Annotated in this window: 19 protein-coding genes; 11 read left to right on the top strand and 8 right to left on the bottom strand. The window is 42.6% G+C overall.

From position 1 onward, the window contains the following. Window positions 1-19 precede the first annotated feature (19 nt). From ACXAH2_RS05485 to ACXAH2_RS05475, 3 genes are read right to left on the bottom strand one after another with little or no spacing between them, the layout of a single operon-like run. Complete coding sequence (locus ACXAH2_RS05485; protein WP_475077171.1) at window positions 20-952, bottom strand: ABC transporter permease; 933 nt, start codon at window positions 950-952, stop codon at window positions 20-22. Window positions 953-961: 9 nt separating this feature from the next. Then, the gene (locus ACXAH2_RS05480; protein WP_475077170.1) at window positions 962-2,029 is read right to left on the bottom strand and encodes an ABC transporter permease; all 1,068 of its coding nucleotides are present in this window, start codon (window positions 2,027-2,029) and stop codon (window positions 962-964) included. Next, window positions 2,026-3,579, bottom strand: coding sequence for an ABC transporter ATP-binding protein (locus tag ACXAH2_RS05475; RefSeq protein ID WP_475077168.1), 1,554 nt, complete (start codon window positions 3,577-3,579; stop codon window positions 2,026-2,028). The genes ACXAH2_RS05480 and ACXAH2_RS05475 overlap by 4 nt, the downstream gene beginning before the upstream one ends. Window positions 3,580-4,105: 526 nt before the next feature. On the opposite strand from ACXAH2_RS05475, the gene ACXAH2_RS05470 reads away from it, so the two are divergent. The 3 genes from ACXAH2_RS05470 to rlmM all read left to right on the top strand — a co-directional run bounded on the left by ACXAH2_RS05470 (window position 4,106) and on the right by rlmM (window position 6,947). After that, on the top strand, window positions 4,106-5,074 hold the full coding sequence (locus ACXAH2_RS05470) for a GGDEF domain-containing protein (protein ID WP_475077167.1): 969 nt from the start codon (window positions 4,106-4,108) through the stop codon (window positions 5,072-5,074). Window positions 5,075-5,178: 104 nt separating this feature from the next. Beyond that, window positions 5,179-5,898, top strand: a complete 720-nt coding sequence (locus tag ACXAH2_RS05465) for a pseudouridine synthase (protein WP_475077166.1) — start codon at window positions 5,179-5,181, stop codon at window positions 5,896-5,898. After that, window positions 5,895-6,947, top strand: a complete 1,053-nt coding sequence (gene rlmM, locus ACXAH2_RS05460; protein ID WP_475077165.1) for a 23S rRNA (cytidine(2498)-2'-O)-methyltransferase RlmM — start codon at window positions 5,895-5,897, stop codon at window positions 6,945-6,947. Before ACXAH2_RS05465 ends, rlmM begins: the two co-directional genes overlap by 4 nt. Before the next feature lie 74 nt (window positions 6,948-7,021). Here rlmM and ACXAH2_RS05455 read toward each other — a convergent pair whose 3' ends face one another. Both ACXAH2_RS05455 and ACXAH2_RS05450 read right to left on the bottom strand, forming a co-directional pair. Then, on the bottom strand, window positions 7,022-8,692 hold the full coding sequence (locus ACXAH2_RS05455; protein ID WP_475077164.1) for a L,D-transpeptidase family protein: 1,671 nt from the start codon (window positions 8,690-8,692) through the stop codon (window positions 7,022-7,024). Further along, window positions 8,689-8,973, bottom strand: a complete 285-nt coding sequence (locus ACXAH2_RS05450; protein WP_475077163.1) for a YkgJ family cysteine cluster protein — start codon at window positions 8,971-8,973, stop codon at window positions 8,689-8,691. The genes ACXAH2_RS05455 and ACXAH2_RS05450 overlap by 4 nt, the downstream gene beginning before the upstream one ends. 157 nt (window positions 8,974-9,130) lie before the next feature. Between ACXAH2_RS05450 and ACXAH2_RS05445 the strand changes: the two genes are divergently transcribed. Continuing rightward, the gene (locus ACXAH2_RS05445) at window positions 9,131-10,369 is read left to right on the top strand and encodes a response regulator (RefSeq protein WP_475077162.1); all 1,239 of its coding nucleotides are present in this window, start codon (window positions 9,131-9,133) and stop codon (window positions 10,367-10,369) included. An 85-nt stretch (window positions 10,370-10,454) separates the two neighbouring features. Here the strand turns inward: ACXAH2_RS05445 and gatB are convergent, their stop codons facing one another. From gatB to gatC, 3 genes are read right to left on the bottom strand one after another with little or no spacing between them, the layout of a single operon-like run. Further along, complete coding sequence (gene gatB, locus ACXAH2_RS05440; RefSeq protein WP_475077161.1) at window positions 10,455-11,900, bottom strand: Asp-tRNA(Asn)/Glu-tRNA(Gln) amidotransferase subunit GatB; 1,446 nt, start codon at window positions 11,898-11,900, stop codon at window positions 10,455-10,457. Between the two features lie 2 nt (window positions 11,901-11,902). Beyond that, complete coding sequence (gatA, locus tag ACXAH2_RS05435) at window positions 11,903-13,363, bottom strand: Asp-tRNA(Asn)/Glu-tRNA(Gln) amidotransferase subunit GatA (protein ID WP_475077160.1); 1,461 nt, start codon at window positions 13,361-13,363, stop codon at window positions 11,903-11,905. 11 nt (window positions 13,364-13,374) lie between these two features. Then, window positions 13,375-13,662 (bottom strand): Asp-tRNA(Asn)/Glu-tRNA(Gln) amidotransferase subunit GatC, encoded by a 288-nt coding sequence (gatC, locus tag ACXAH2_RS05430; protein WP_475077158.1) that lies wholly within the window; start codon window positions 13,660-13,662, stop codon window positions 13,375-13,377. Window positions 13,663-13,900: 238 nt separating this feature from the next. On the opposite strand from gatC, the gene ACXAH2_RS05425 reads away from it, so the two are divergent. From ACXAH2_RS05425 to ACXAH2_RS05395, 7 genes are all read left to right on the top strand, one after another. Beyond that, a complete protein-coding gene (locus tag ACXAH2_RS05425; RefSeq protein WP_475077157.1) occupies window positions 13,901-14,944 on the top strand; it encodes a rod shape-determining protein in 1,044 nt (347 codons plus the stop codon). Window positions 14,945-15,011: 67 nt separating this feature from the next. Continuing rightward, window positions 15,012-15,797 (top strand): rod shape-determining protein MreC, encoded by a 786-nt coding sequence (gene mreC / locus ACXAH2_RS05420; RefSeq protein ID WP_475077280.1) that lies wholly within the window; start codon window positions 15,012-15,014, stop codon window positions 15,795-15,797. Further along, entirely contained in the window at window positions 15,794-16,267 is a 474-nt protein-coding gene (mreD, locus tag ACXAH2_RS05415) for a rod shape-determining protein MreD (protein ID WP_475077156.1), read from the top strand. Before mreC ends, mreD begins: the two co-directional genes overlap by 4 nt. A gap of 19 nt (window positions 16,268-16,286) precedes the next feature. Then, window positions 16,287-16,892 (top strand): Maf family protein, encoded by a 606-nt coding sequence (locus tag ACXAH2_RS05410; RefSeq protein WP_475077155.1) that lies wholly within the window; start codon window positions 16,287-16,289, stop codon window positions 16,890-16,892. After that, the gene (gene rng / locus ACXAH2_RS05405) at window positions 16,885-18,339 is read left to right on the top strand and encodes a ribonuclease G (RefSeq protein WP_475077154.1); all 1,455 of its coding nucleotides are present in this window, start codon (window positions 16,885-16,887) and stop codon (window positions 18,337-18,339) included. The genes ACXAH2_RS05410 and rng overlap by 8 nt, the downstream gene beginning before the upstream one ends. Window positions 18,340-18,356: 17 nt before the next feature. Next, on the top strand, window positions 18,357-22,175 hold the full coding sequence (locus ACXAH2_RS05400; RefSeq protein ID WP_475077153.1) for a YhdP family protein: 3,819 nt from the start codon (window positions 18,357-18,359) through the stop codon (window positions 22,173-22,175). Continuing rightward, window positions 22,176-23,009 carry a carbon-nitrogen hydrolase family protein gene (locus ACXAH2_RS05395; RefSeq protein WP_475077152.1) on the top strand — a complete coding sequence of 278 codons (834 nt, stop codon included), beginning with the start codon at window positions 22,176-22,178 and terminating at the stop codon, window positions 23,007-23,009. Window positions 23,010-23,064: the final 55 nt, after the last annotated feature.

Genomic DNA, 23,064 nt, shown 5'->3' with positions numbered 1-23,064 from the left:
TGTTTGTCCGATACTTTCCCTAAGCCATGTTCCTTGGATCAAAAGGTTTACCTAATGACCTTGGCGCTAGTAGTTTTTCCTTAAATTGATCTGCACTGATGATGACCATCACGATGACGGTGGCCACATAGGGCAGCATAGCCAGTAAATTTGGGGAAATAGACCAGCCAAAACCTTGTAAAACCAGATGCATAATACTGGCCAAACCAAACAGGTAAGCTCCCAGCATGATTCGCCCAATACGCCAAGACGCGAATACCACTAAGGCTAATGCGATCCAGCCACGTCCTGCTGTCATGTTTTCTACCCACATAGGGGTGTAAACCAATGACATGTAGGCACCAGAAATACCTGCCATGGCGCCACCAAACATAATGGCCAAATAGCGCACCTGTAATACTTTGATGCCAATGGCATTTGCCGCATTGGGGTTTTCACCAACGGCTTTTAAGGTTAAACCCAGGCGGGTTTTATTGACGACAATGTAGAGTACAAAAGCCATTACGAAAGACAAATAAACCAGAATGTCGTGTTTAAAGAAGATGTCGCCAATAAAAGGAATGTCAGACAGCAAAGGCAAAGCTATTGGTGCGAAACCGGGCAGGGTTTGACCAACCACACTTGAACCAATAAAAGCGCTCAGACCAGTACCGAAGATGGTTAAGGCTAAACCTGTTGCGACTTGATTTGCTCCTAATTGCAACACTAAGACGGCAAAGATAAGACTCATAAAGGCGCCCATAATGATGGCACCTAAAACCCCTAATCCCATACTGCCAGTGGAGTAGGCAGCCATGAAACCGACTACGGCCCCCATTAGCATCATGCCTTCTTGTCCCAAATTTAAAATGCCAGATTTTTCACAGATCACTTCCCCTAATGCAATGAAAAGTAATGGGGTGCCTGTTTTAATGGCGGCGAACAAAATTTGTGTTAATAGATCTGCGTCCACAGTGCGCTCCTAGTTCGTCGCTTGTTGATTAAAAATTAAACGGTTGTTGATGAAAAAATCACAGGCTAACAAGAAGAAAAGTAGAACCCCTTGAAACATGCTAACGACCGCAACGGGAATCCCCATTTCTATTTGAGCCAAATCACCGCCCATGTATAAAATGGCCATGAAAATAGCGGCTAAAATAGCACCAATTGGATGCAAACGCCCCAAGTAAGCGACAATGATGGCAGAGTAGCCGTAGCCCGGAGACACGTTTGGTACCAGTTGTCCAATTGGGCCAGTGGTTTCCCCGACGCCAGCAAGTCCAGCTAGTGCACCAGCAAATAGCATAACAAACCAACTGAGTTTTTTGCTGTTAAATCCTGCATATCGGGCGGCGGGTTCGTCTGCCCCTAGTACGCGAATTTGAAAACCAAGATGGGTTTTGCTCAAAATAAACCAACCAACGATTCCTGCAATGATCGCAAATACGATGCCCAAATGAATACGGCTAAATTCAAATAAAGTAGGTAGTAAGGTGGCATCGGCAAACATAGCGGATTCAGGAAAGCCAAAACCTTGCGGGTCACGTAATGGACCATGCACCGACCAGATCAATAAATACAGAGCAATGTAGTTAAACATGATGGTGGTAAGAATTAGGTTAGAATTAAAACGTAGCTTTAAAAAGGTTGGAATTGCTGACCACAACATACCAGACACTATACCTGCAAATAAGGTTAAAGGCAGAGCGAAAATGGTGTCAGAATCGATAAAATAGAGTGCCATGGCAGAGCCACCTAAGGCGCCTGCAAGTAATTGCCCTTCTGCACCAATATTCCACATGTTGGCACGATAACAGATTGCCAAGCCAACAGCGCAGAGTAATAAAGGGCCCATTTTGACGAACATCTCACCGATATTGTAACTGTCCGATAGCGGTGCTATCAGTAAAACATGCAATGCTTGTAAAGGGTCTTTACCAATCGCAGAGAATAACAAACTACCAAAAATAAGGGTTAATAAGATGGCGATTAAAGGTGAGGCGAACTTCATCACCGAGCTTGGCTCAGTTCGAGCTTGAATACGTATCATAATGATGCCTCTTGTTGTGCTGAGTATTTCGGATCAATAAAAGTACCGGCCATCCATTGTCCAATCTGATCAATGTTGGTGTCTTGCGTTTTGATTTGTGGCGATAAATGCCCATCACAAATAGCGGCCATACGATCAGCGAGCAAGAAGAGCTCATCAATGTCTTCTGAAATGAGCAAGATGGCTGCGCCTTGATCACGAAGATCTAATAAGGCTTGGTGAATGGCTAATGCAGCACCGACATCGACCCCCCAAGTTGGATGGGCGCAGATGAGTACTTTGGGATTCTGGCCTATTTCTCGACCCATGATAAATTTTTGTAAATTACCGCCACTTAAACTCTTAGCTTCTGAAAATTCACCATGACATTTGACGTTAAACTTATTGATCAACTCACTGGCATATTGCTTGATGGCTGGCCATTGCACTAGGCCTTGTTTGATAAAACCTGAACTATGGGTTAGTAGCGTGTTTTCCGCTAAGCTCATATCTGGCACAGCTCCGCGTCCTAAACGTTCTTCAGGCACATAAGCCATACCAAGCTTACGACGCTCACCTGCATGTAAGTTACCAATACTGGCTTTGTCTAGAGTCAATTGGTCTTTTACAGAGCGATTGTCTTCGCCACTAATGATGGCCATTAATTCATCTTGTCCATTCCCTGCGACACCTGCGATACCTAAAATTTCCCCGGCTTTTAATTCAAATGAAATATTTTTTAGGCTGGTACCGAAAGGATGCTTCGCTGTTAGGCTTAAGCTTGCTGCGCTAAAAATGGTTTGTTGGCCTTCGCGTTTGGTGTATTGAGTATCTTGCTCAGCTAAATCGCCAACCATCATCTTGGCAATAGATGCTGGTGTTTCATCACTTGGTACGCAAGTGTCCACTACTTTACCACCACGTAAAATAGTGGCTTGATGGCAAATTTCAGTGACTTCATGCAATTTGTGACTGATAAATAGAATGCTGCAACCTTCTTTGGATAGGGTTCTAAGCACCTCGAATAAGCCTGATACTTCTTGTGGTGTTAATACAGAGGTAGGCTCATCGAGAATCAATAACTTTACTGATTGAACCAGACAGCGCATGATTTCAACACGCTGACGCTCACCGATGGAGAGGGCGTGGACGTATTTATGCGGATCGACATCTAATCCGTACTCCATGGAAAGTTGTTGAATCTTAGAGGGTAAGTCTGCAATGCTTTCCAGTTGCTTTTTGCTCAAGCAAAGTTCGATGTTTTGACTAACAGTAAGGGTTTCAAACAACGAAAAATGTTGAAATACCATACCTATGCCTAGATCTCTGGCAATAGCTGGGGATTTAATACTGACTTCTTTGCCATCCCAAAGGATACTGCCCTTGTCAGGTGCGACGACGCCATAAATGGTTTTTACTAATGTACTTTTGCCTGCTCCGTTTTCGCCTAGCAAGGCATGAATCTCACCAGGCATCAAATTCATTTTGATACTGTCATTGGCTAAACAGCCGGGATATTGCTTAGTAATGTCGAGTAGTTCTAAGCGCGAAACAGAATGTTGAGTGTTCAATGTATTGGTACCGTTTTTGAGCGTTATTAATCGGTTAAGCAGATTGCCTTCAATTGCGCACTAATGATGCCATAAAAAATAATTGCACCAAAATAGGGATGAGGGCGTGCTTAAAGTGTGCGTAAAATGCGTTTAAATCTTAGTTTTTTGACCGATTAGTTAGTTTTTTGTTGCTTCGTAGGCCTATGTATATCAATATTCATGCCAAATGATACGGGTGAAAAAAGTGTCAATATTAGAAGGGTAAAGTTGCCAGAAAGGAAAAAACGCGTTAAATGTGAGCAGTAGGAAATCCTATTTGCATTCGGTAGAATGCACTTAATTGATGGTTTGTTAAAGCCGTAAGCTTTGTAAATGTCATCATTTATGTTTGTTTTAGATTGGGAATCTCGTGTTTTCTTCGATTAAAAAAACCACAAAAAAGCTAATAAACCTGGGCTTTCAAGACGATCATGCTAATGATGTTAACCAAAAGCATGTGGTTAATTTTTCATTCCTAGTGTTTTGCTTTGGCTGTCTTTTATTGATGGCGATATCACTGATTCCCTTTATTCCTTTTGTGTTTTTTGTTTCTTTTATTTGTATCTGTTTGGCGTTTATTGGCCTTAGGTACAATTATTTAGGGCGATATACTCGCGCTCAATTGCTGATGCCAATTCTGAAAATGGCTCAGATAACGGTTCTTACTCTCTTCTATTTTGGCGCTGAAAGCGGTTTTCATTTTTTATTCCTTCATGTCATTGCGTATTCTTTTATCGTGTTTAGAGCGGACCAACGATTCACCAAGGGGGTCATAGTTGGTGTCAGTAGTTTGCTTTTCTTGATGTGTGAATTTTTAAGTTTGAAGGGCGTGTACTTATCGGAGTCGAAACAGAGCTTGCTATTGGTGTCGGTTTTTTTCTTTATTGCCATCTATTTTTCAGTTGTCATTAATTTGGTGATGAATCGTCTTAAATCTGCAAATCAGTACTTACGTATTTTGGCGGAAAAAGATGAATTAACAGGATTGTCCAATCGTCGCAAGGTGTTAGCAGATGCTGTGAATATTTTTGCAGATGCTGTAATCAACCGAGATTCTTGTGTATTTGCTATTGTAGATTTGGATCACTTTAAGAAGATCAACGATACATATGGCCATGAAGCAGGAGATTATGTGCTGACTAAAGTGGCGGGAAAAATGCAATCTGTCATTCGTCCAATTGATAAAGTGGGGCGTTACGGTGGTGAAGAGTTTATAATACTTATGCCAAAAACAAGATTGCCTCAGGCAGAATTGGTAATGGAGCATTTGCGTCAGACTATTGCCAGTTTGGTAATAGAAACGGATCAAGGCATCATTATTCCTGTAACAATCAGTATTGGCTTGGCCCCTATTTCTCCTGAGGTGACTCGCTATGAAGAGATTTTAGCTTCCGCTGATAAAGGTTTGTATGCCGCCAAACGTAATGGCCGGAATCGTGTGGCTGTTTCTCCTGACTTCCAAGATGGAAATTAAAATTCATAAAAGTTTGCTATTGACATATGAGTTGTCCACTTTCTCTGTGGATAAGCTTGTTGGCTAAATACCAAATTGCTTCTATAGACTGAATGAGGTCTTTCTTGGTCACAATATTATATCGCTGCAAAGACTACTGGGTGCTCGAGAAACCAGCCAGTATGAGTTTCCATTCCGAGTCAGAAGAGATAGGTGTAATGGCTTATTTGCAGAATGCCTATCCAGAGTATACTTTTTATCCGGTTCATCGATTGGATAAAATGACGTCAGGTTTGGTGTTAGTGGCGTGTCATAGAGTCGCAGCAAGATTGTTTGGTGAACTTTTTGAGCAGCATAAGATAGAAAAGCGTTATCTGGCCTTGTCCAATCGTAAACCGAGTAAAAAACAAGGAACGGTAAGCGGTGGGATGCAAACCAGTCGCCGTGGTCAATGGAAACTCACTAACTCTACAGATAATTTTGCACAAACACAGTTTTTTTCCAGCTACATAGAGCCGCACAGAGTCTTTTGGTTGCGCCCTTTGACGGGAAAAACACACCAAATTCGTGTCGCTTTGAAAAGCTTAGGTGCCCCTATTTTAGGAGATAAAAGGTACGCTGGTGAGAGGGCGGATCGTGGTTATTTGCATGCGGCAATTTTAGCCTTTGAGTGGTCTGGTGAGTTAGTGTGTTATCGTTCTTGGCCTAATCAAGGTGAACATTTTAGTGCCTCTTTATTAGCGCATGTTGACCAATGTTTTGATGAGTTGGGTTTGCATTGGCCCAAGTCTAAATTTCAATTAAAACTCGGTGAATTGACTTTTACCGAGAGGGAAAGTGAATGAAAAATATAATTGCCTATTGTCGTGCGGGCTTTGAAAAAGATTGTGCTGCTGAATTGACCGATCTTGCCGCTAGCAAAGGTTTCTATGGTTACACTAAGTTGGAAGCAAATTCAGGTTATGTTTTGGTGTGTTTTGAAGCAGCAGATGCTGCTGAAAAATTGATTCAGCAATTATCTTTTAATCAGGTTATTTTTGCTCGTCAGTTGATTGCTTGTAATCAAGTGGTAAGCCTTGAGCAAGGTGAGCGTGTTGGGGCTTTACTAGAGGCTGCGAGAGAATTGCCGTTGGCGGAAGAGGTTTGTCTTGAAACAGCCGATACTAATGAAGCAAAGTCACTATCCGGTTTAATTAAAAAGTTAGATAAGCCTTTACGTGAAGGTTGGAAGAAATCTGGAGTATTGCGAAAAAAAGCCGTAGGTGTGCGTCATCATGTTTTCATGCTAGATGGTAAAACGGCTTATTTAGGTGTGTCTTATCAAGCTTGTCGTAGTGAGTTTGTTATGGGGATTCGCCGCCTGCGTTTTCCTGCCGCTGGGCCAAGCCGTTCGACATTAAAGTTGGAAGAAGCATTTTTGCAATTTGTATCACCTCAACGCCTTGAGCAAGATTTGATTGAGGGCATGACGGCGGTCGATTTAGGCGCCGCGCCGGGTGGCTGGACTTACCAGTTTGTGAAACGGGGTATCCATGTTATCGCAGTGGATAACGGTCCAATGCAAAAAGAATTGATGGCGACTGGACTGGTGCAGCATGAAAAGGCTGATGGCTTTAAATTTGAGCCGCCACAAACTGTAGATTGGTTGGTTTGTGATATGGTTGAAAGGCCGGTTAAAGTGGCAGAACTAATGGCCAACTGGTTGGTGCGTGGTTTTACGCGACGTGCCATCTTTAACTTAAAGCTACCAATGAAAAAACGCTATCAAGAAGTGACTTTGTGTTTGGATAATATTCAGCAGTTGATGAAAAAGGCCCGCATGCCTTTTGAGCTACAAGTTAAGCATCTTTACCATGACAGGGAAGAAGTAACGGTCTGTATTATACTGAGATAGCGGTTTCATATTACTTAAAATACAAAAAAGCGAGCGTCAAATGACGTTCGCTTTTTTTATGGCTTACCTTGTTATTAAATGGATTCGTTTGGTTTGAAGGCGATATAGCCCATTGCCTGTTCCATTAGTGGGTCCCTTTCATAAACATCTTTGCGGAATTCGGGCATGCCATTGGCGTTAGGTACAACGGTGAAGTAGACCAAATATACGGGAATGTAGTTGGGTAGTGAAATGACACTGTTAGAGCCATTTTTAAGGGTGTTTTGCATATCGCTGAAGGCTTTAGAGCCTTTGGTGATCTGTTCAGCAAATTCATGTGGCTTTTCTAATCTCACACAACCTGAACTAAAGGCTCTATCACGCTCGCGAAACAATTGCTTGGCAGGGGTGTCATGTAGATAAATTTCATTTTTATTAGGAAACATAAATTTAAATTGACCCAAAGCGTTGCCTTGGTCTGGCTCTTGTTCAAAGCGATAAACCAGTTTGTCTGGGGTGATTTTATCCCAATCAATACTGGTCGAATCCAATTCTTTCGCGCCAATGCCCCAATTAGCAAAGAGCTTGTAACCGTGCCTTACCAAATAATTTGGATCGGCCTGTAATTTGGGCAATAGATTCTCGCGAGCAATACGATGCGGTACACGCCACGTTGGGTTCGTTACCATATAGGTCATCAAGCCTTTGAACACAGGTGTTTTGCGTTCAGCCTTACCTATTACTATCTTCATGGAATTAACTTCACCGTTTAGGTGCATGTCCACCGTATAATTTGTGAGATCCACCCAAATGCGATCTACTTCCAGTTCACTTGGTAACCAACGCCATCGCTCTAAATTATAGGCCAGTTGCTTGGCTCGGGTTGTGAGGGGAACATTAAGCATTTCGATGGTTTTAGCACCGGCGGAACCGTCGGCAACTAAATGATGGCGGCGCTGAAAGCTTCGCAGTGCTTTACGCAGGCGAGAATCAAACCTGTCTTCTTGAACTTTGCGTGTTGAAAAGCGTATGTCACCAAGTTGTACTAATCTCGCTCTGAGTTGGGCAACACGAGGGCCTTCGTCACCCAGAGAAAGTGGATCGCCAGAGTCTATAAAAATGTCTTTTTCTTTTGCGGCTAAGTCTTGGTAATACACAAGCCATTTCTGCAGTATTTGGTATTGTGGGCTACGTGGCGCCATAAGAGGTAAAGAATTGACCATGTTGGAAGCTGAGTCTAGGTACAAAAGGTCTTGCCAGTTGTTGTTGGGTGCGTCTAGCTGCCAGTTGGGGTCAATTAATTGTGGTTCATAGCGACCATTGCTTAGATCATGAGCGTAACTGGTAAGAGCGATGGTTGCGATGACATCCATTTCAGCCAGTTGCTGAGAATTTGGTTTTTTCAATGCAAGATAGCTTTTGATGATGTCGGTGTGATAGTGAATCGGATTTAAACCGTGGGTGTAGGATTCTTGTAGAATGTCTACTAATTTATAGATGGACATGTCTATCGCTTTGTTCTTGATCCAGATGGGCTCGTAGCCTCGCGCTTTATAGGCAGCAAGCACTGTATTATTCGGGAGTGCTTGGCCGGCAACTGGTGTGAAGGCATTCAGTGTAAGAGAGACTTGTTCTTTTACACTGCTTGCGATTTGTGTCTCACTAGGTGGCTCTATGGTGAACTGATTTTTGTTATTTGGTAATGAACAAGCGGTCAGTAATAAACCTAGGCAGAAAACAGTAATAAACTGTTTAGAGGAGGTCATATTGATTTCCTTGACGGTGAACTCTGAGAAAATGCGGTTTCATTTTCAATGATCGAAATAATGTCTAGTGCTTCATCTCTTGAAGCACCGCAAATGTCTTTATCTGGCATAAACTCTGCGCAAACTTTTGGCCTCGCAGGATCATTAAAAATGGCGCAGCGATAATCCTCCATCAAGTGGACGCACGCTTCTCCAGCGGCTTTGCCATTGGGCATACCTGGGATGGCTGAACTGATAGAAGGAGCGATGCAGCAAGCGCCACATCCAGACCGACATTGCATGTTTAATACCTAGTATTGTAACAGGATATGAAAAATATAGTGATTTCTTTACAAAATAATACTCTGTATTAATAATTTTAGAGTATCGCATTGTTAGGTCATAGTAGATAATTAAAATATCAGTTGAATTTTGAGAATCGCTGGAGATGTGAAACAAATGATAAACGACGAATTAAAGGTTTTGGTGGTTGAGGACAGTCCTGTTGTACTCAAAGTACTGAATCATTTGTTGTCTCAGAGCTCGAATTTCGTCCCTGTTTTATGTGCTTGTTATGAAGAGGCAAAAGTCAACATAGAAAACTCCAATATGACCTTTTTTGCTGCGATTGTAGATCTCCACTTACCGGACGCTGAAAATGGTGAAATTGTTGACTTGATATTGTCTCATCATATTCCTTGTGTGGTTCTGACAGGTAACTTTGATGATGATCAACGCCTTAGTTTATTGAATAAGGGTGTTTTGGACTACATAACTAAAGACAGTCGTTATTCCTTTAATCACGTTATTAAGGTGGTTGAGCGGTTACGTAAAAATCAAGATGTAAAAGTACTGGTCGCTGAAGACTCTTCTACTAGCCGTTTGTTCATTAAAATTTTACTCGAACAATACCGTTTTAAGGTGGTTGAGGCAGAAGATGGACGGGATGCTCTGGCGAAATTAGAAGAAGATCACAGTATTCGTATGTTGATTACGGATTACAATATGCCGCATATAAATGGTTATGATCTCGTGCGTATGTTACGTCATAATACACGTTTTCAAGATTTGGTCATCATAGGTCTATCGTCAGAAGGAGATACTTCATTATCTGCTAAATTTATTAAGGCGGGCGCTAATGATTTCTTGAAAAAACCTTTCTATCATGAAGAGTTTAACTGTCGAGTGGTGCACAATTTAGAGTCTCAAGAGATGTTGGAAACCATTCGTGAGTTGGCGAATGTAGACTCGTTGACTAAGCTTAAAAATCGACGTTATTTATTTGAAGATGGTGAGAGAATGCTTCGTAAAGCCATACCGAATGCTTCTTTCGCCATGTTGGATTTGGATTATTTTAAGAAAATTAATGACACTTATGGTCATGTGGTTGGGGATGCTTTATTGCAGGCGATCGGTCAAGAAGTACTTATGCATTTTCCAAATTTATTGGCATGTCGTTTTGGTGGCGAAGAGTTTTGTGTTGTGGCAGATGAGTCTGTTGAAAGTTTGATGCCTAAGCTAGAGGCTTTTATGGACAGCATTCGTGCTAAGGAGTTCACTGAAGCAAAAATTCAGGTAACCTGTAGCATTGGTGTGTGTGGCGGAGAATTTACTTCTTTGGATGATGCGATACGAATAGCGGATGGCAATTTATATCAAGCGAAGCGACTAGGGCGGGATCGAATTGTCACGGATTAAATGGATTTCACTCATATATTGGCCTAAAAAATAAAATGCCGCTCCATATAAATAGGGCGGCATTTTTTATGCTATGGGTAATGCGTTATCCCTTCAGCATTCTTACTAAAATTGGGTTGACGATTCCTGGGTTCGCTTTGCCTTGTGATGCTTTCATGACCTGACCAACAAAGAAACCAATCATTTTCTTTTGTTTGTCAGTATCCGCAGCGCGATATTGTTCTACTTGGGCTTGGTTGGCATCCAAAATGGTTTGTATCATGCTCTCGATCGCGGCCGTATCTGTAACCTGTTTTAGGCCTTTCGCTTCAATGATGTCATCGGCAGAACCTTCTCCTTGCCACATGGCTTGGAAAACATCTTTTGCTGTTTTGCCATTGATGGTGTTGTCTTTAATGCGCATTAAGAGCTCGCCAAAAACTTGAGCTGGCACTGGCGATTGAGTGATTTCTAGTTGCTCTTGGTTGAGCATTTTACTTAGTTCACCCATTACCCAGTTCGCTGTCAATTTGGCGTCTTTCACTTGTGTATTGGCTTGTTCAAAGAAGTCAGCCATGGCACGAGAAGAGGATAAAACGCTGGCATCGTATTCGCTTAGTTTGTACTCAGACTGGAAGCGCTCTGCTTTCTGGTTTGGTAGCTCTGGCAGGTTCTGCTTGATTTCGTCTACGTATTCTTGCGTCAACACAACGGGGAGTAGGTCAGGGCAAGGGAAGTAGCGATAGTCGTTGGCGTCTTCTTTAGAGCGCATGCTGCGAGTTTCGTTTTTCTCAGGATCGTAGAGGCGAGTTTCTTGAACGATCTTGCCACCGTCTTCAAGAATGTCGGCTTGACGTTCAATCTCGGTGTAAATGGCTTTTTCGATGAAACGGAATGAGTTGACATTTTTGATTTCGGTACGGGTACCAAACTCTTGTTGACCCTTTGGACGCAGTGATAAGTTGATATCGCAACGCATTGAGCCTTCCGCCATGTTGCCATCACAAATGCCTAAATAGGTGACAATAGAGTGAATCATTTTAACGTAGGCGACGGCTTCTTTGGCAGAACGAATGTCAGGCTCAGAAACGATTTCTAGCAAAGGTGTGCTGGAACGGTTCAAGTCGATACCAGACATGCCATGGAAGTCTTCGTGTAAAGATTTACCCGCGTCTTCTTCCAAGTGCGCGCGAGTAATGCCAATGCGTGATGTTGTGCCGTCATCCAGAGTTACATCAAGGTAACCTTTGCCAACGATAGGGTGATCCATTTGGCTGGTTTGGTAGCCTTTTGGTAGATCAGGGTAAAAATAGTTTTTACGTGCGAAAACCGATGTCATGCCAATTTCTGCATTGATAGCGTGACCAAACATCACCGCCATACGCAAAGCCTCTTTGTTAAAAACAGGTAATGCTCCTGGCATACCTAGATCAACCAAAGTGGTTTGCGTGTTTGGATCTGCACCAAAGCCAACCGCAGCGCCAGAGAAAAGTTTTGAGTTGGTCGACAATTGAGTGTGGATCTCAAGACCAATTACCACTTCCCAATTCATACTTATGCTCCTTTCGCCATAGCTGGTGTTTGAAGATGCCAATCTGTGTTTTGCTGGAATTGATGAGCAATATTGAGTAGCTTGGCTTCGGCAAAATAATTGCCCATGATTTGCAACCCTACAGGCATTTTTTGAGCAAAGCCTGCAGGGATGGACATAGCAGGAATGCCTGCCAGATTTACTGACAAGGTATAAATGTCTTCTAAATACATGGCGACAGGGTCATTGGTTTTGCTACCAATACCAAAGGCTGTGGTTGGTGCAACAGGTCCCATGATCACATCTACTTCTTGAAGGGCATTAGTAAAGTCTTGTTTGATCAGACGACGAATCTTTTGGGCTTTCAGATAGTAGGCATCGTAATAACCTTCTGATAGAGCGTAAGTACCAATCATAATGCGTTTTTGAACTTCCTGACCAAAGCCTTCTGCACGAGAACGCATGTACATATCAAGCAAGTCTTTAGGCTCTTCACAGCGGTGGCCAAAACGTACGCCATCGTAACGAGATAAGTTAGAAGAGGCTTCTGACGGTGCGATGACATAGTAGGATGGAATGCTTAGATTCAAATTTGGCAAAGAAATGTCTTTGACTTCAGCGCCAAGCTTTTCGAATTCTTTCACCGCTTTCATAATGACATCGGCCACTTCAGAATCTAGGCCATCACCAAAGTATTCTTTTGGTAAACCGATTTTTAAGCCAGTCAAAGGGGCATTGAGATTGCTTAGATAGTTGTCATTTGCCGTTTCAGAGGAAGTGGAATCTTTATCATCAAATCCAGCCATGGCTTGCATTAGCAGAGCGCAATCCTCGGCACTTTTAGCCATTGGACCTGCTTGATCTAGGCTGGATGCATAAGCAATGAGTCCGAAACGAGAAACGCGACCGTATGTCGGTTTCAAACCTGTAATGCCACAGAAAGATGCGGGTTGGCGAATAGAGCCACCAGTATCTGTTCCGGTGGCGGCAACGGCAAGGCCTGCGGCCACGGCTGCAGCGGAGCCACCAGAAGAGCCACCAGGCACTTTATCTAGGTTCCAGGGGTTTTTCACTGGGCCATAATGGCTGTTTTCATTAGAAGAACCCATGGCAAATTCGTCCATGTTGGTTTTTCCTAGCATGACGCTGCCGGCTTGTTGTAAACGGCTAGTAACAGTTGATTCGTAAGGTGGTATAAAGTTGTGCAGCATTTTCGATCCACAGGTGGTCAAGGTGCCTTGCGTGCAAAATAAGTCTTTGTGAGCAACCGGAATACCCGTAAGTGCATCGGTATTACCTTGTTGGATCAATTGGTCAGCGTTTGCTGCTTGTTTTAGTGCCAGCTCTTCACTTACCGTGATGTAACTGTTTAGTTGTGGGTCAAGCTTAGCAATTCGCTCTAAAAAGTAACGAGTCAATTCGACACTGGAGATGTCTTTGTTACGCAGTTGAGTAGCTAAGGCCGTGATGCTTTGATCAAACATACTTGTCTCTCTTAATCGATTACTTTTGGTACTAGGAAAAGGCCAGCTTCTGTTTGCGGCGCATTGGCTAAGAAGTCATCACGACGATTGTCTTCCGTTACTAGGTCTTCGCGTAGGCGTTGTGTCATTTCAAGAGGATTAGACAAGGGAGCGATGCCATCCGTGTCAACGGATTGCATTTGTTCAACTAAAGAGAGGACACTGGAAAGTGAGTGTTGATATTGTTCGGCATCTGCCTCAGTCAAGGCAAGGCGAGCCAAGTGTGCAATCTTTTGCACGTCTTGTTTGTCTATGGACATGTTCCACCTGATTCTGTCGATTGTCGTAAAATAGACAGGATTGTATCCTGTCGTTGAGGGTCTATAAAGCTAACTTAGTGAAAAACCGGGTATTATTTTAAAATCTTATGGTAAAGAGGCGTTTTTTGTTGTTTCGTCAGAAGTTTTTGAATATTTATTTGGAATTGCTTGCCCAATGGGCGAGCGATTGTTACATTTTGTTGCTGTTCGTATCGTATTTATCAGGGTGTAATAATTCATGTTTAAGAAAATCAGGGGAATGTTTTCAAGCGATTTGTCGATTGACCTAGGAACGGCAAATACCCTTATTTACGTCCGTGACCGCGGAATTGTGTTGGATGAGCCTTCCGTGGTTGCTATTCGTCATAATGGAAATCAGAAAACGGTAGCATCGGTAGGTGTTGATGCGAAACGTATGCTTGGTCGTACACCAGGTAATATTACCGCTATTCGTCCAATGAAAGATGGTGTTATTGCTGATTTCCATGTTACTGAAAAAATGCTTCAGTATTTTATTTCCAAAGTTCATGAGAACAGCTTATTAAAGCCAAGTCCTCGTGTTCTTGTCTGTGTGCCATGCAAATCAACCCAAGTTGAGCGTCGAGCCATTAAAGAATCCGCTCTAGGCGCAGGTGCTCGCGAGGTTTATATTATCGAAGAGCCTATGGCGGCAGCGATTGGTGCTGGTCTGCCGGTCGCTGAAGCGTCAGGTTCTATGGTAATTGACATAGGTGGCGGTACGACAGAAATCGCTATTATCTCCCTAAACGGTATTGTAACTTCTGAGTCTATTCGTGTCGGTGGTGACCGTTTTGATGAGGCGATCACAACTTATGTACGTCGTCAGTATGGGAGTTTAATCGGTGATGCAACGGCTGAGCGCATTAAGAAAGAAGTCGGAATGGCATACCCTACAGGTGAAGAATTGACCATAGATGTTCGTGGTCGTAATTTGGCAGAAGGTATTCCGCGTTCTTTCGTATTGAGTAGCAAAGAAGTTTTAGAGGCGCTTCAAGAGCCATTGGCACAAATTGTACAAGCGGTTAAAGGTGTTCTTGAGCAATCTCCGCCAGAATTAGCAGCCGACATTGGCGAAACCGGTTTGGTGTTAACGGGTGGTGGTGCTTTGTTACGTGAATTGGATCGACTCATCAGTGAAGAAACTGGTTTGCCTGTGATCATCGCTGACGATCCATTAACTTGTGTTGCTCGCGGAGGCGGTATGGCAATGGAATTGATGGATAAGCATGCTTCTGAACTTTTTACTGCTGATAACGAGTAAAAGCTAGGAGCTTCACATTAATAACTCGCTTCTCTTTGGCGGTAAAATTTCAACTGCAAAATTTGTGATGTTGGTGATTTTATCGCTCGCTATGATCATAGCGGATGTTCGATATGCTTTGTTTTCGCAGGTTAGGCCTTATTTGAGTCTGATTGTTACGCCGATTCAAGAAGTTGTGAACATGCCTAAAAAAATCTTTTATTGGGCGGGTGAGCACTTAGAGAGCCGCGAAGGCCTGGTAAAGGAAAATCAGGAACTGTTAGCTGAAATTCTTGTGTTGCGAAGTAAGCAGCAAAGACTAGAATCTTTGCAAGCAGAGAATGTTCGTTTGCGCGAACTCCTGGATGCCTCACAACGGGTAGACGAAAAAATCGTCATGGCAGAAGTGATTGGTTTTGATCAGAACGCTTACAGTCATCGAATCATGATTGACAAAGGTTTTTCTTCAGGTGCCTATGTAGGTCAGCCAGTATTGGATGCGACTGGCGTACTTGGGCAGGTCATTGAAACCGCAGCTTACAGTAGTCGTGTGTTATTGATAGCGGATGCCAGTCATTTTGTTCCGGTGCAATTGGCGAGAACGGGATTTCGCGGCATTTTAAAAGGCACTGGCGATTTAAAACGTATGGAACTTTTGAGTGTTCCAAGATCCATCGATATCAAAAAAGGTGACGTTTTGACCACATCGGGTTTAGATAAGCGTTTTCCTCGAGGTTATCCTGTTGGTGTGGTCAAGAGTGTGCGTTTACCCGCGGGACAGTCTTATGCAGATGTGGATGTGGTTCCGTTAGCGCAATTAGGTCGTAGTCGTCATGTTATGTTGATTGAAAAGTCTGGGGTCAGTCGTCAATGAAGCCGTTTGCTGTATTTTGTATCACATTACTCACGGCTTTGATGCTCGAGGCGATTCCTTTTCCGGAAGAGTTTATTTGGTTTCGGCCTGAATGGGCTTTGTTGGTCATTTTATATTGGGTTATCGCCTTGCCATTTCGAGTGGGAGTTGGCTTAGCTTGGTTTTTAGGTCTAATGGTTGATCTATTACAAGGCGGTATTATAGGTCAGCATTCTTTAACCTATGTCATCATTTCTTTTACGTGTGCTTTGTTTTATCAACGTTTAAGAATGTATCATCGTTGGCAACAAGGTGTCTTTGTTGCTGTTTTGGTTAGTGTGAATCAATTGGTAGACTTTTGGATTGATCACTATCTGGGCTACGCCGAACCAACATTATTGATATTTATGCCTGCTGTTGTAACAGGTCTACTATGGCCTTGGTCTTTTATTATTTTGCGCAGTGTACGGCGAATTTACGCAATTAGGTAATTCATTTAAGGTAATCTCTATGCTTGTATTGGCCTCAGCCTCGCCGAGAAGAAAAGAGCTGTTAAGTCTCTTAGTTAAAGAGTTTGAGGTACTGCCAGCGGACATTGATGAAACGCCATTGTTACAAGAGAATCCACAAGATTATGTTATCCGAATGGCTCAGCAAAAGGCTTTAGCATGTGCATATTTGCTTGCCAGCAAAACCAGTAATATTGCTAATGTCATTATCGCGTCAGACACCAGTGTGGTTGTCGACAATCAAATTCTCGGTAAACCGGACTCTTTAATCGATGCTAAACGTATGTTGCGTTTATTGTCTGGTCGCGCTCATCAAGTAATGACATCCCTGTGCGTCTTTAATCCTAAGAATCAGCATCAAGTATCATCCTCGGTTAATACTCAGGTAAATTTTCGCAGCATTTCCGATTTGGAAATGGAGTATTATTGGCGTACTGGTGAGCCACAAGATAAAGCCGGTTCCTATGCCATTCAAGGGCACGGAGCGGTATTTGTTGAGTCCATACAAGGTTCTTATTCTGCGGTAGTGGGGTTGCCACTATACGAATGCGCGCAAATACTGTCACAATTTGGTATTCATTCATTAGAGGAGATGTCTCATGAGTGAAGACGTACTCATTAATGTCACTCCTATGGAAATCCGAGTTGCCCTAGTTGAAAATGGGGTGTTACAGGAAGTTTATATTGAACGCTCCAGTCGCAAAGGCATCGTTGGTAATATTTATCAGGGCAAGGTTGTACGAGTTTTACCTGGTATGCAAGCGGCCTTTGTTGATATTGGACTAGAGCGAGCCGCTTTTATTCATGTGTCTGAAGTAGCGGATCGCGATGCAGTAAATCCCAGTGATCAAATTGGTGATTATTTACGGGAAGGCCAATCGTTAGTGGTACAAGTGACGAAAGATCCTATTAGTAGTAAGGGCGCGAGGCTTACCACGCACTTGTCTATTCCTTCTCGTTATCTGGTATATATGCCGGATCAGTCCCATGTAGGGGTGAGTCAGCGAATTGAAAACGAAGAAGAGCGAGACCGTCTAAAAAAGCTGGTTTCTGAGGCTTTGACCGATGCGGATGAGAACAGTGGTTATATCTTGCGCACTGCTGCAGAACGAGCAGGAGAAGAAGAGATTCTTTCTGATATCAAATTCTTAACACGCTTATGGCAATCCGTTAAACGTCGCATGCAAAATGCTAAAGCCCCGTCCGTTATATACGAAGATTTGCCTTTGCATTTAAGAACCATGCGTGACTTGGTGAGTTTGACGACAGAGAAGATTCGTATTGACTCAAAAGAGAATTACGCCAAATTATGTTCGTTTGCTGAAGATTTTATTCCGGAACTAACAGGACGTATTGAATACTATCCAGGGGAACGACCCATCTTTGACTTGTATAGTGTTGAAGATGAAATTCATAAAGCGCTAGACCGTAAAGTGCAGTTAAAGTCTGGTGGTTATCTTTTGGTCGAACAAACAGAGTCAATGACCACTATTGATGTCAATACTGGTGCGTTTGTTGGTAGTCGTAATCTAGAAGAAACCATCTATAAAACTAACTTGGAAGCTGCCACGGCAATAGGTCGTCAGCTAAGGTTACGAAATTTAGGTGGTATCATTATCATTGACTTTATCGACATGGAAGATGAAGAGCACAAACGCCAAGTGTTACGTATGTTAGAAAAAGTCCTAGATGGCGATCATGCTAAAACTAAGATTACCGGTGTCTCAGAGCTAGGCCTGGTCGAAATGACTCGTAAACGAACCCGTGAGAGTTTGGGGCAAACCTTGTGCGAGCCGTGTCGTGCTTGTCGTGGGAGTGGCTTAGTGAAAACCCCTGAGACAGTATGTTATGAAGTGTTTCGCGAAATTCTTAGGGCTGATCGTGCCTACAATTCACAGACCTATACCGTGTTGGCTTCCACGCCTGTTGTTGAACGTTTTTTAGATGAAGAAAGTGCCGCAGTGGCTGAATTAGAAGCTTTTATTGGTAAAACCATTCGCTTTCAGGTTGACTCAGTCTATACGCAAGATCAATATGATGTTGTGCTTCGTTAACCGAATGGTTGTTTAACATGGGTTGGATTTTACGCAAGCTTACCTTGTTATGTTTTTGGGGGCTTGTACTCTTTTCGATACTATTAGCGGCGATTGTTTTGGGGATTGGTTATTTTGTGCCTTACCTTGATACATATCGTCCGCAGATAGAGCGTAATCTTACACAAATTACAGGCTACCCGGTAAGCTTGCAGACAGTTGACGGCGCCTTAGAAGGTGTCGATCCTGTATTGTCCATAACAGGTTTTCAATTGCAGTCAAATGGAGAGTCGGCAATTGATGTGGAAGAAATACGAGTTCGTCTTGATACTATCCGTTCACTATTAAGCTTTCAGCCTCAGTTTACTTATATTCGTTTTGTGCGTCCTACGATTGCTTTGCAAGAAACCGATCACCAATGGCGATTATTGGGTGCACAGGTAAAGCAGCAAGCCAATGATGATATAGGACTTGAGCGGGTGCTAGGCTATTTATCGGCGCAAAAGAACTTCTCTATATTGGATGCAAGGTTGCAAATCTCCAGTCAACATTATGGTGATCATAAACTGACTTTTCCTGAAACCTATTTGTTTCAAAAAGAGTTTGAATCCTTACTGACCTCATCTTTTTTGGTGGATGATGGGGATCAGGCTTTTACACTTGATGCAAGAATTGAAGAGCCTTTGGGATTTTTAGGGCATTATCGTATTAAGGCGGCGATAGATGTACCTGAGTTTGCTTTGCCCTTGTCATCCATGAGGCCTAATGGCTTAGAAAAGCTATCTACGGCTCGGCTATCCGGCAAAGTATGGTTAAACGCTTTGGTTGGCAAGCAATTTGAAGTGCGAATGGCTGACACGCAGCTGCAACTGGGATTTGCGGATGGTGCGAATTATCATTTGTCTGCTGACGCTAAGATGGAAGTCAAACAGGACAATCCCAGTATCAAATTGGAAGTGAATGATTTGTTGCTGGACGACGGTCAAAATAGACAAATGACTACGGATTTAAAAGTAAATTGGTCTGGTTTAACGCAAAGAACGCGAATTGCTTTTGATCGTTTAGATTTGTCTATTAGTAATGTTTTTGCTGCCCAATTTATTCCCGAAGATTCACGGACAGCGGAAATGTTGTCAGGTTTATCTCCAGTGGGTACTGCCATCAATGGTAGTGTTGAAATTTACTTTGAAGATCAAGAACCCAGTTTTCAGTTGCTGACTAACTTGGTGGATTCCTCGGTACAAGGTCATAATGGCATTCCACAAGCCAATCACATCAATGCTGTGTTCAGTCTTTCAGATACCAGTGGTTACATTGACTTCATCGGTAATAAAACCCAATTGGCATTTGATACCTTGTACGATGATGTCTGGCAAACTCAAGGCGTTTCTGGCTATGTGCATTGGCAAAAACAGCAAGATATATATCTGGTAGCAGGGCGAGATTTATATTTAAGACAAAATGGCGCTGAGGTTCAAGGTGGCTTCCGGTTAGAAGTTCGTCAAGGTCAGCCTGATTGGCTTGCTTTGGATTTGCATGGCAATAATATTCCTATTAGCGACCGATTAATCTATTTGCCTAAAGATGTATTAGACAAAGAACTGCAAAAGTGGTTGGTTCAGTCTTTTGATGATCAAGGGCAAGTTGATGAAATGGATTTGCTGTTGCATACCAATCTAGCGGATAACTATGACTCTCACATACGTTTACAATTGGCGGCAAATGATCTTGCGATAATGTTTAATCCTAAATGGCCAGCGGTTAAACAGTTGAATGGTCGCTTTGAACTGGGCAAAAATTCAGCTAAAGTGAACATAAAATCTGCTAAGTTGGGCCAAATTCAAATTGCTGGCACTGCAATCCAGGTACCATTTGAACAGGGCAAAGCAAAATGGATTAACATTGAAAACGAGCTAACAGCGGATGGTCAAGACATATTGGAAATGTTAGCACAAACCCCTCTGGCTGAATCGGCTTTACAACCTTTTTCTAACTGGCAACTAGAAGGTCCTGTAAACATTCGTATTAAAACGGCTGTTTCGCTTGATGCATCAAGTGAACCTATCATAGATTTAGATGTTAATTTAGCCAATAACCCTCTATATATAGGCGAGATTAACTTGCCTTTAATGATACAAGAGGGGCAATTAGTTTATCGTCCTGAAAATGGTTTGGTTGGTTCAAATTTTAATATCAACACCTTAGGAGGGAAATCCCGTCTTGAATTAGCTTCTTCCGTCGTCAATGGTAACTTTTCCGTTACTGGAGAGTTAGTTGGTAGTTTTGCACCGAAGCAAGTGGCTCTATGGCAAGAATTACCAGATTATCTGGTAGATAAATTCTCAGGATTGTCTCAATACCAAGCACAACTAACAGTAAATCAATCTCAACAGGGTCAGGTTGATTTGACGCTTTCTAGTGATTTAAAGGGAAGTGGTTTGGATTTCCCTGAACCTATTGGTAAAACGGTCGAGAGCTCTAAGAAATTGGTAGTCAAGGTGAGGCAGCATGATCAGGATTTGTTGATTGATACTCAGTATGCGAATTTATCCCAAGGTCGATATTTATTACAGCAAGGTCAATTTATTGGTGGTGAAATATTATTGAGTCCTAATAAAGACTTGATATTTTCTGACATCATTCCTAAGGGATTGGTGATTAAAGGTGAGTTGGAGGCTTTGTCCATTCCTGTATGGCAAGACGATTTAGTTGCATTGCATCAGCAAAAATTAGCGGACTCTACCGTATCGAAAAACGAACCACCTAGTTGGTTGTCTAAAATTGAGTTAATTGTGGATCAGCTGGAGGTGAATGCTGACAACCAATGGCATAATTTAAAAGTCAGTTACGATGCGTCTCAGCAAAAAGCCTTCATGGTGAACGCAGATGAAGTCAATTTTATATTGAAAAGTATAAACAATAAGCCGGATTTGCATATTGGCTTTTTAACTTGGCAGTTAGCAAAAAGTGATGACGCAAAGCAAGATAATCAAGCAGCAGAAAAATCGCCATTTGCTGCTCAAGATATACCTAGTATGACTTTATCTGTAGATGAACTCTATATAAATGAAAACCCTTATGGGGATTGGCAGCTTGATATTCTTCAGCAAGGCAATACGGTGACGGTAGAGCCAATTAGCACAAGTTTGAAAACAGGCCAGTTTTCGTCTAGCTTGTTTTGGCAAGATACGGGCGAGACTTCTAACGTTGCTTTTAATATTAATGCGCAGGGCAAAAATTTGGCCGAGTTGACGAAGAAGTTCTCTGACGATGCCATTGTGTCATCAAGTAGTTTTGATATTAATGTTGCTTTGAGTTGGCAAGGCCATCCATTCCATTTTGACCGCGAAACGGTATCTGGGCGAATCAATTTTAATGCTAAAGATGGTAATTTTAGTAAAGTGGACGAGTTGCCGCCTTTCTTAAAAGTGTTGGGGATTTTTAATATGGGGGCCCTAAGTCGACGTTTAACCTTAGATTTTTCTGATATATATGAGCCGGGTTTGACCTATGATGAGTTTAAAGGTGAAATGAAACTTGAAAAGGGTATTTTGCAAACTCAGTCACCTATTTCTATCATTTCACCTACGGCAGAGCTTTATTTGTCAGGAAAGGCCAATATAGTTGATGAAACTTTGGATGAGATCCTGACGGCCACTTTTCCCATATCCGGCACTTTACCTTTGGCAGGGCTAATTTGGGGAACGCCTCAACTAGCGGGTTTGCTCTTCATCACAGATAAATTAATTGGTGATCAGATATCCAAAGTGACTAGTGTGCAATACAAAGTAGAAGGGTCATTCAGTAATCCTGTGATGACGCCTGTTCGTTACCAGCCTAAAGATGGGAAGGATTAGATGCAGACATTAGCTGTGGCCGCTATTCAGTTGACCAGTGGTTACGAGTGGCATGAAAACCTGCTGGAAGTAAAGCGTTTGGTTTCTAGAGCTGCCAAAGATGGGGCCCGTTTAGTGGTGTTGCCTGAGAATGTATTTTTATTCGATGGTAAAGGCATGCGTGGTCTGGCTGAATCAGAGGCGCAGGATCAATTGCTTGAAGAGGTTCAGCAATTGGCAAAGAGTTTGGATATTTATCTGGTGGTTGGTTCTCATCCTGCGATAGAAACGGGTGCTGGCGAGCCTGTAGAGAATGCTCGTGTACGTCAAGCTTTATGGGTCATTGATCCACAAGGAGAGTTGATTTCTCGATACGACAAAATACATTTATTTGACGTTACTGTAGACGATAAAGCGGGCTCTTACCTTGAATCTGAAGTAATTGAGCCGGGAGATTTACAAGTAAAAGTCGTCGATATTGATGGTTTCAAAGTGGGGTTGAGTATTTGTTACGACCTACGTTTTCCTGAACTGTATCGTCTGTTAACTAAAATGGGCGCTGAGCTTTTGTTGGTGCCAGCAGCGTTTACCTATGTTACGGGAAAAGCGCATTGGAATACATTGTTAGCAGCGCGGGCCATCGAGAATCAATGTTATGTTCTCGGGGTGAACCAGTGTGGTTGGCACAATGATAAACGTCAGACCTATGGTCACAGCACTTTGTATTCGCCATTTGGTGAAAATTTGCTTGGCTTGTCAGAGGAGCCTGGCTATTTTGTGCATCAAATTAACAAATTAGACATTGCCAAATGCCGTGAAAAGATGCCCTGCTTTGAGCATCGTCGATTTGACTAGTGCAGATTAATAGATAGCAAAAAGCCCGTTTTTTAAGGAGTTACAAACGGGCTTA

It is taken from the genome of Marinomonas sp. ABL3_031 (assembly GCF_056161265.1).
The sequence above is the reverse complement of the archived record's forward strand: the minus strand, read 5'-3'. Positions and strand labels throughout refer to the sequence as shown.

What these genes read in the sequence shown, in the direction of transcription:
- ACXAH2_RS05480 (WP_475077170.1), bottom strand. Translation starts at nt 2,029, where the DNA reads ATGATACGTATTCAAGCTCGAACTGAGCCAAGCTCGGTGATGAAGTTC.
- ACXAH2_RS05470 (WP_475077167.1), top strand. Translation starts at nt 4,106, where the DNA reads ATGGCGATATCACTGATTCCCTTTATTCCTTTTGTGTTTTTTGTTTCT.
- rlmM (WP_475077165.1), top strand. Translation starts at nt 5,895, where the DNA reads ATGAAAAATATAATTGCCTATTGTCGTGCGGGCTTTGAAAAAGATTGT.
- ACXAH2_RS05455 (WP_475077164.1), bottom strand. Translation starts at nt 8,692, where the DNA reads ATGACCTCCTCTAAACAGTTTATTACTGTTTTCTGCCTAGGTTTATTA.
- ACXAH2_RS05450 (WP_475077163.1), bottom strand. Translation starts at nt 8,973, where the DNA reads ATGCAATGTCGGTCTGGATGTGGCGCTTGCTGCATCGCTCCTTCTATC.
- ACXAH2_RS05445 (WP_475077162.1), top strand. Translation starts at nt 9,131, where the DNA reads ATGATAAACGACGAATTAAAGGTTTTGGTGGTTGAGGACAGTCCTGTT.
- gatB (WP_475077161.1), bottom strand. Translation starts at nt 11,900, where the DNA reads ATGAATTGGGAAGTGGTAATTGGTCTTGAGATCCACACTCAATTGTCG.
- gatA (WP_475077160.1), bottom strand. Translation starts at nt 13,363, where the DNA reads ATGTTTGATCAAAGCATCACGGCCTTAGCTACTCAACTGCGTAACAAA.
- gatC (WP_475077158.1), bottom strand. Translation starts at nt 13,662, where the DNA reads ATGTCCATAGACAAACAAGACGTGCAAAAGATTGCACACTTGGCTCGC.
- ACXAH2_RS05425 (WP_475077157.1), top strand. Translation starts at nt 13,901, where the DNA reads ATGTTTAAGAAAATCAGGGGAATGTTTTCAAGCGATTTGTCGATTGAC.
- mreC (WP_475077280.1), top strand. Translation starts at nt 15,012, where the DNA reads ATGTTGGTGATTTTATCGCTCGCTATGATCATAGCGGATGTTCGATAT.
- mreD (WP_475077156.1), top strand. Translation starts at nt 15,794, where the DNA reads ATGAAGCCGTTTGCTGTATTTTGTATCACATTACTCACGGCTTTGATG.
- ACXAH2_RS05410 (WP_475077155.1), top strand. Translation starts at nt 16,287, where the DNA reads ATGCTTGTATTGGCCTCAGCCTCGCCGAGAAGAAAAGAGCTGTTAAGT.
- rng (WP_475077154.1), top strand. Translation starts at nt 16,885, where the DNA reads ATGAGTGAAGACGTACTCATTAATGTCACTCCTATGGAAATCCGAGTT.
- ACXAH2_RS05400 (WP_475077153.1), top strand. Translation starts at nt 18,357, where the DNA reads ATGGGTTGGATTTTACGCAAGCTTACCTTGTTATGTTTTTGGGGGCTT.
- ACXAH2_RS05395 (WP_475077152.1), top strand. Translation starts at nt 22,176, where the DNA reads ATGCAGACATTAGCTGTGGCCGCTATTCAGTTGACCAGTGGTTACGAG.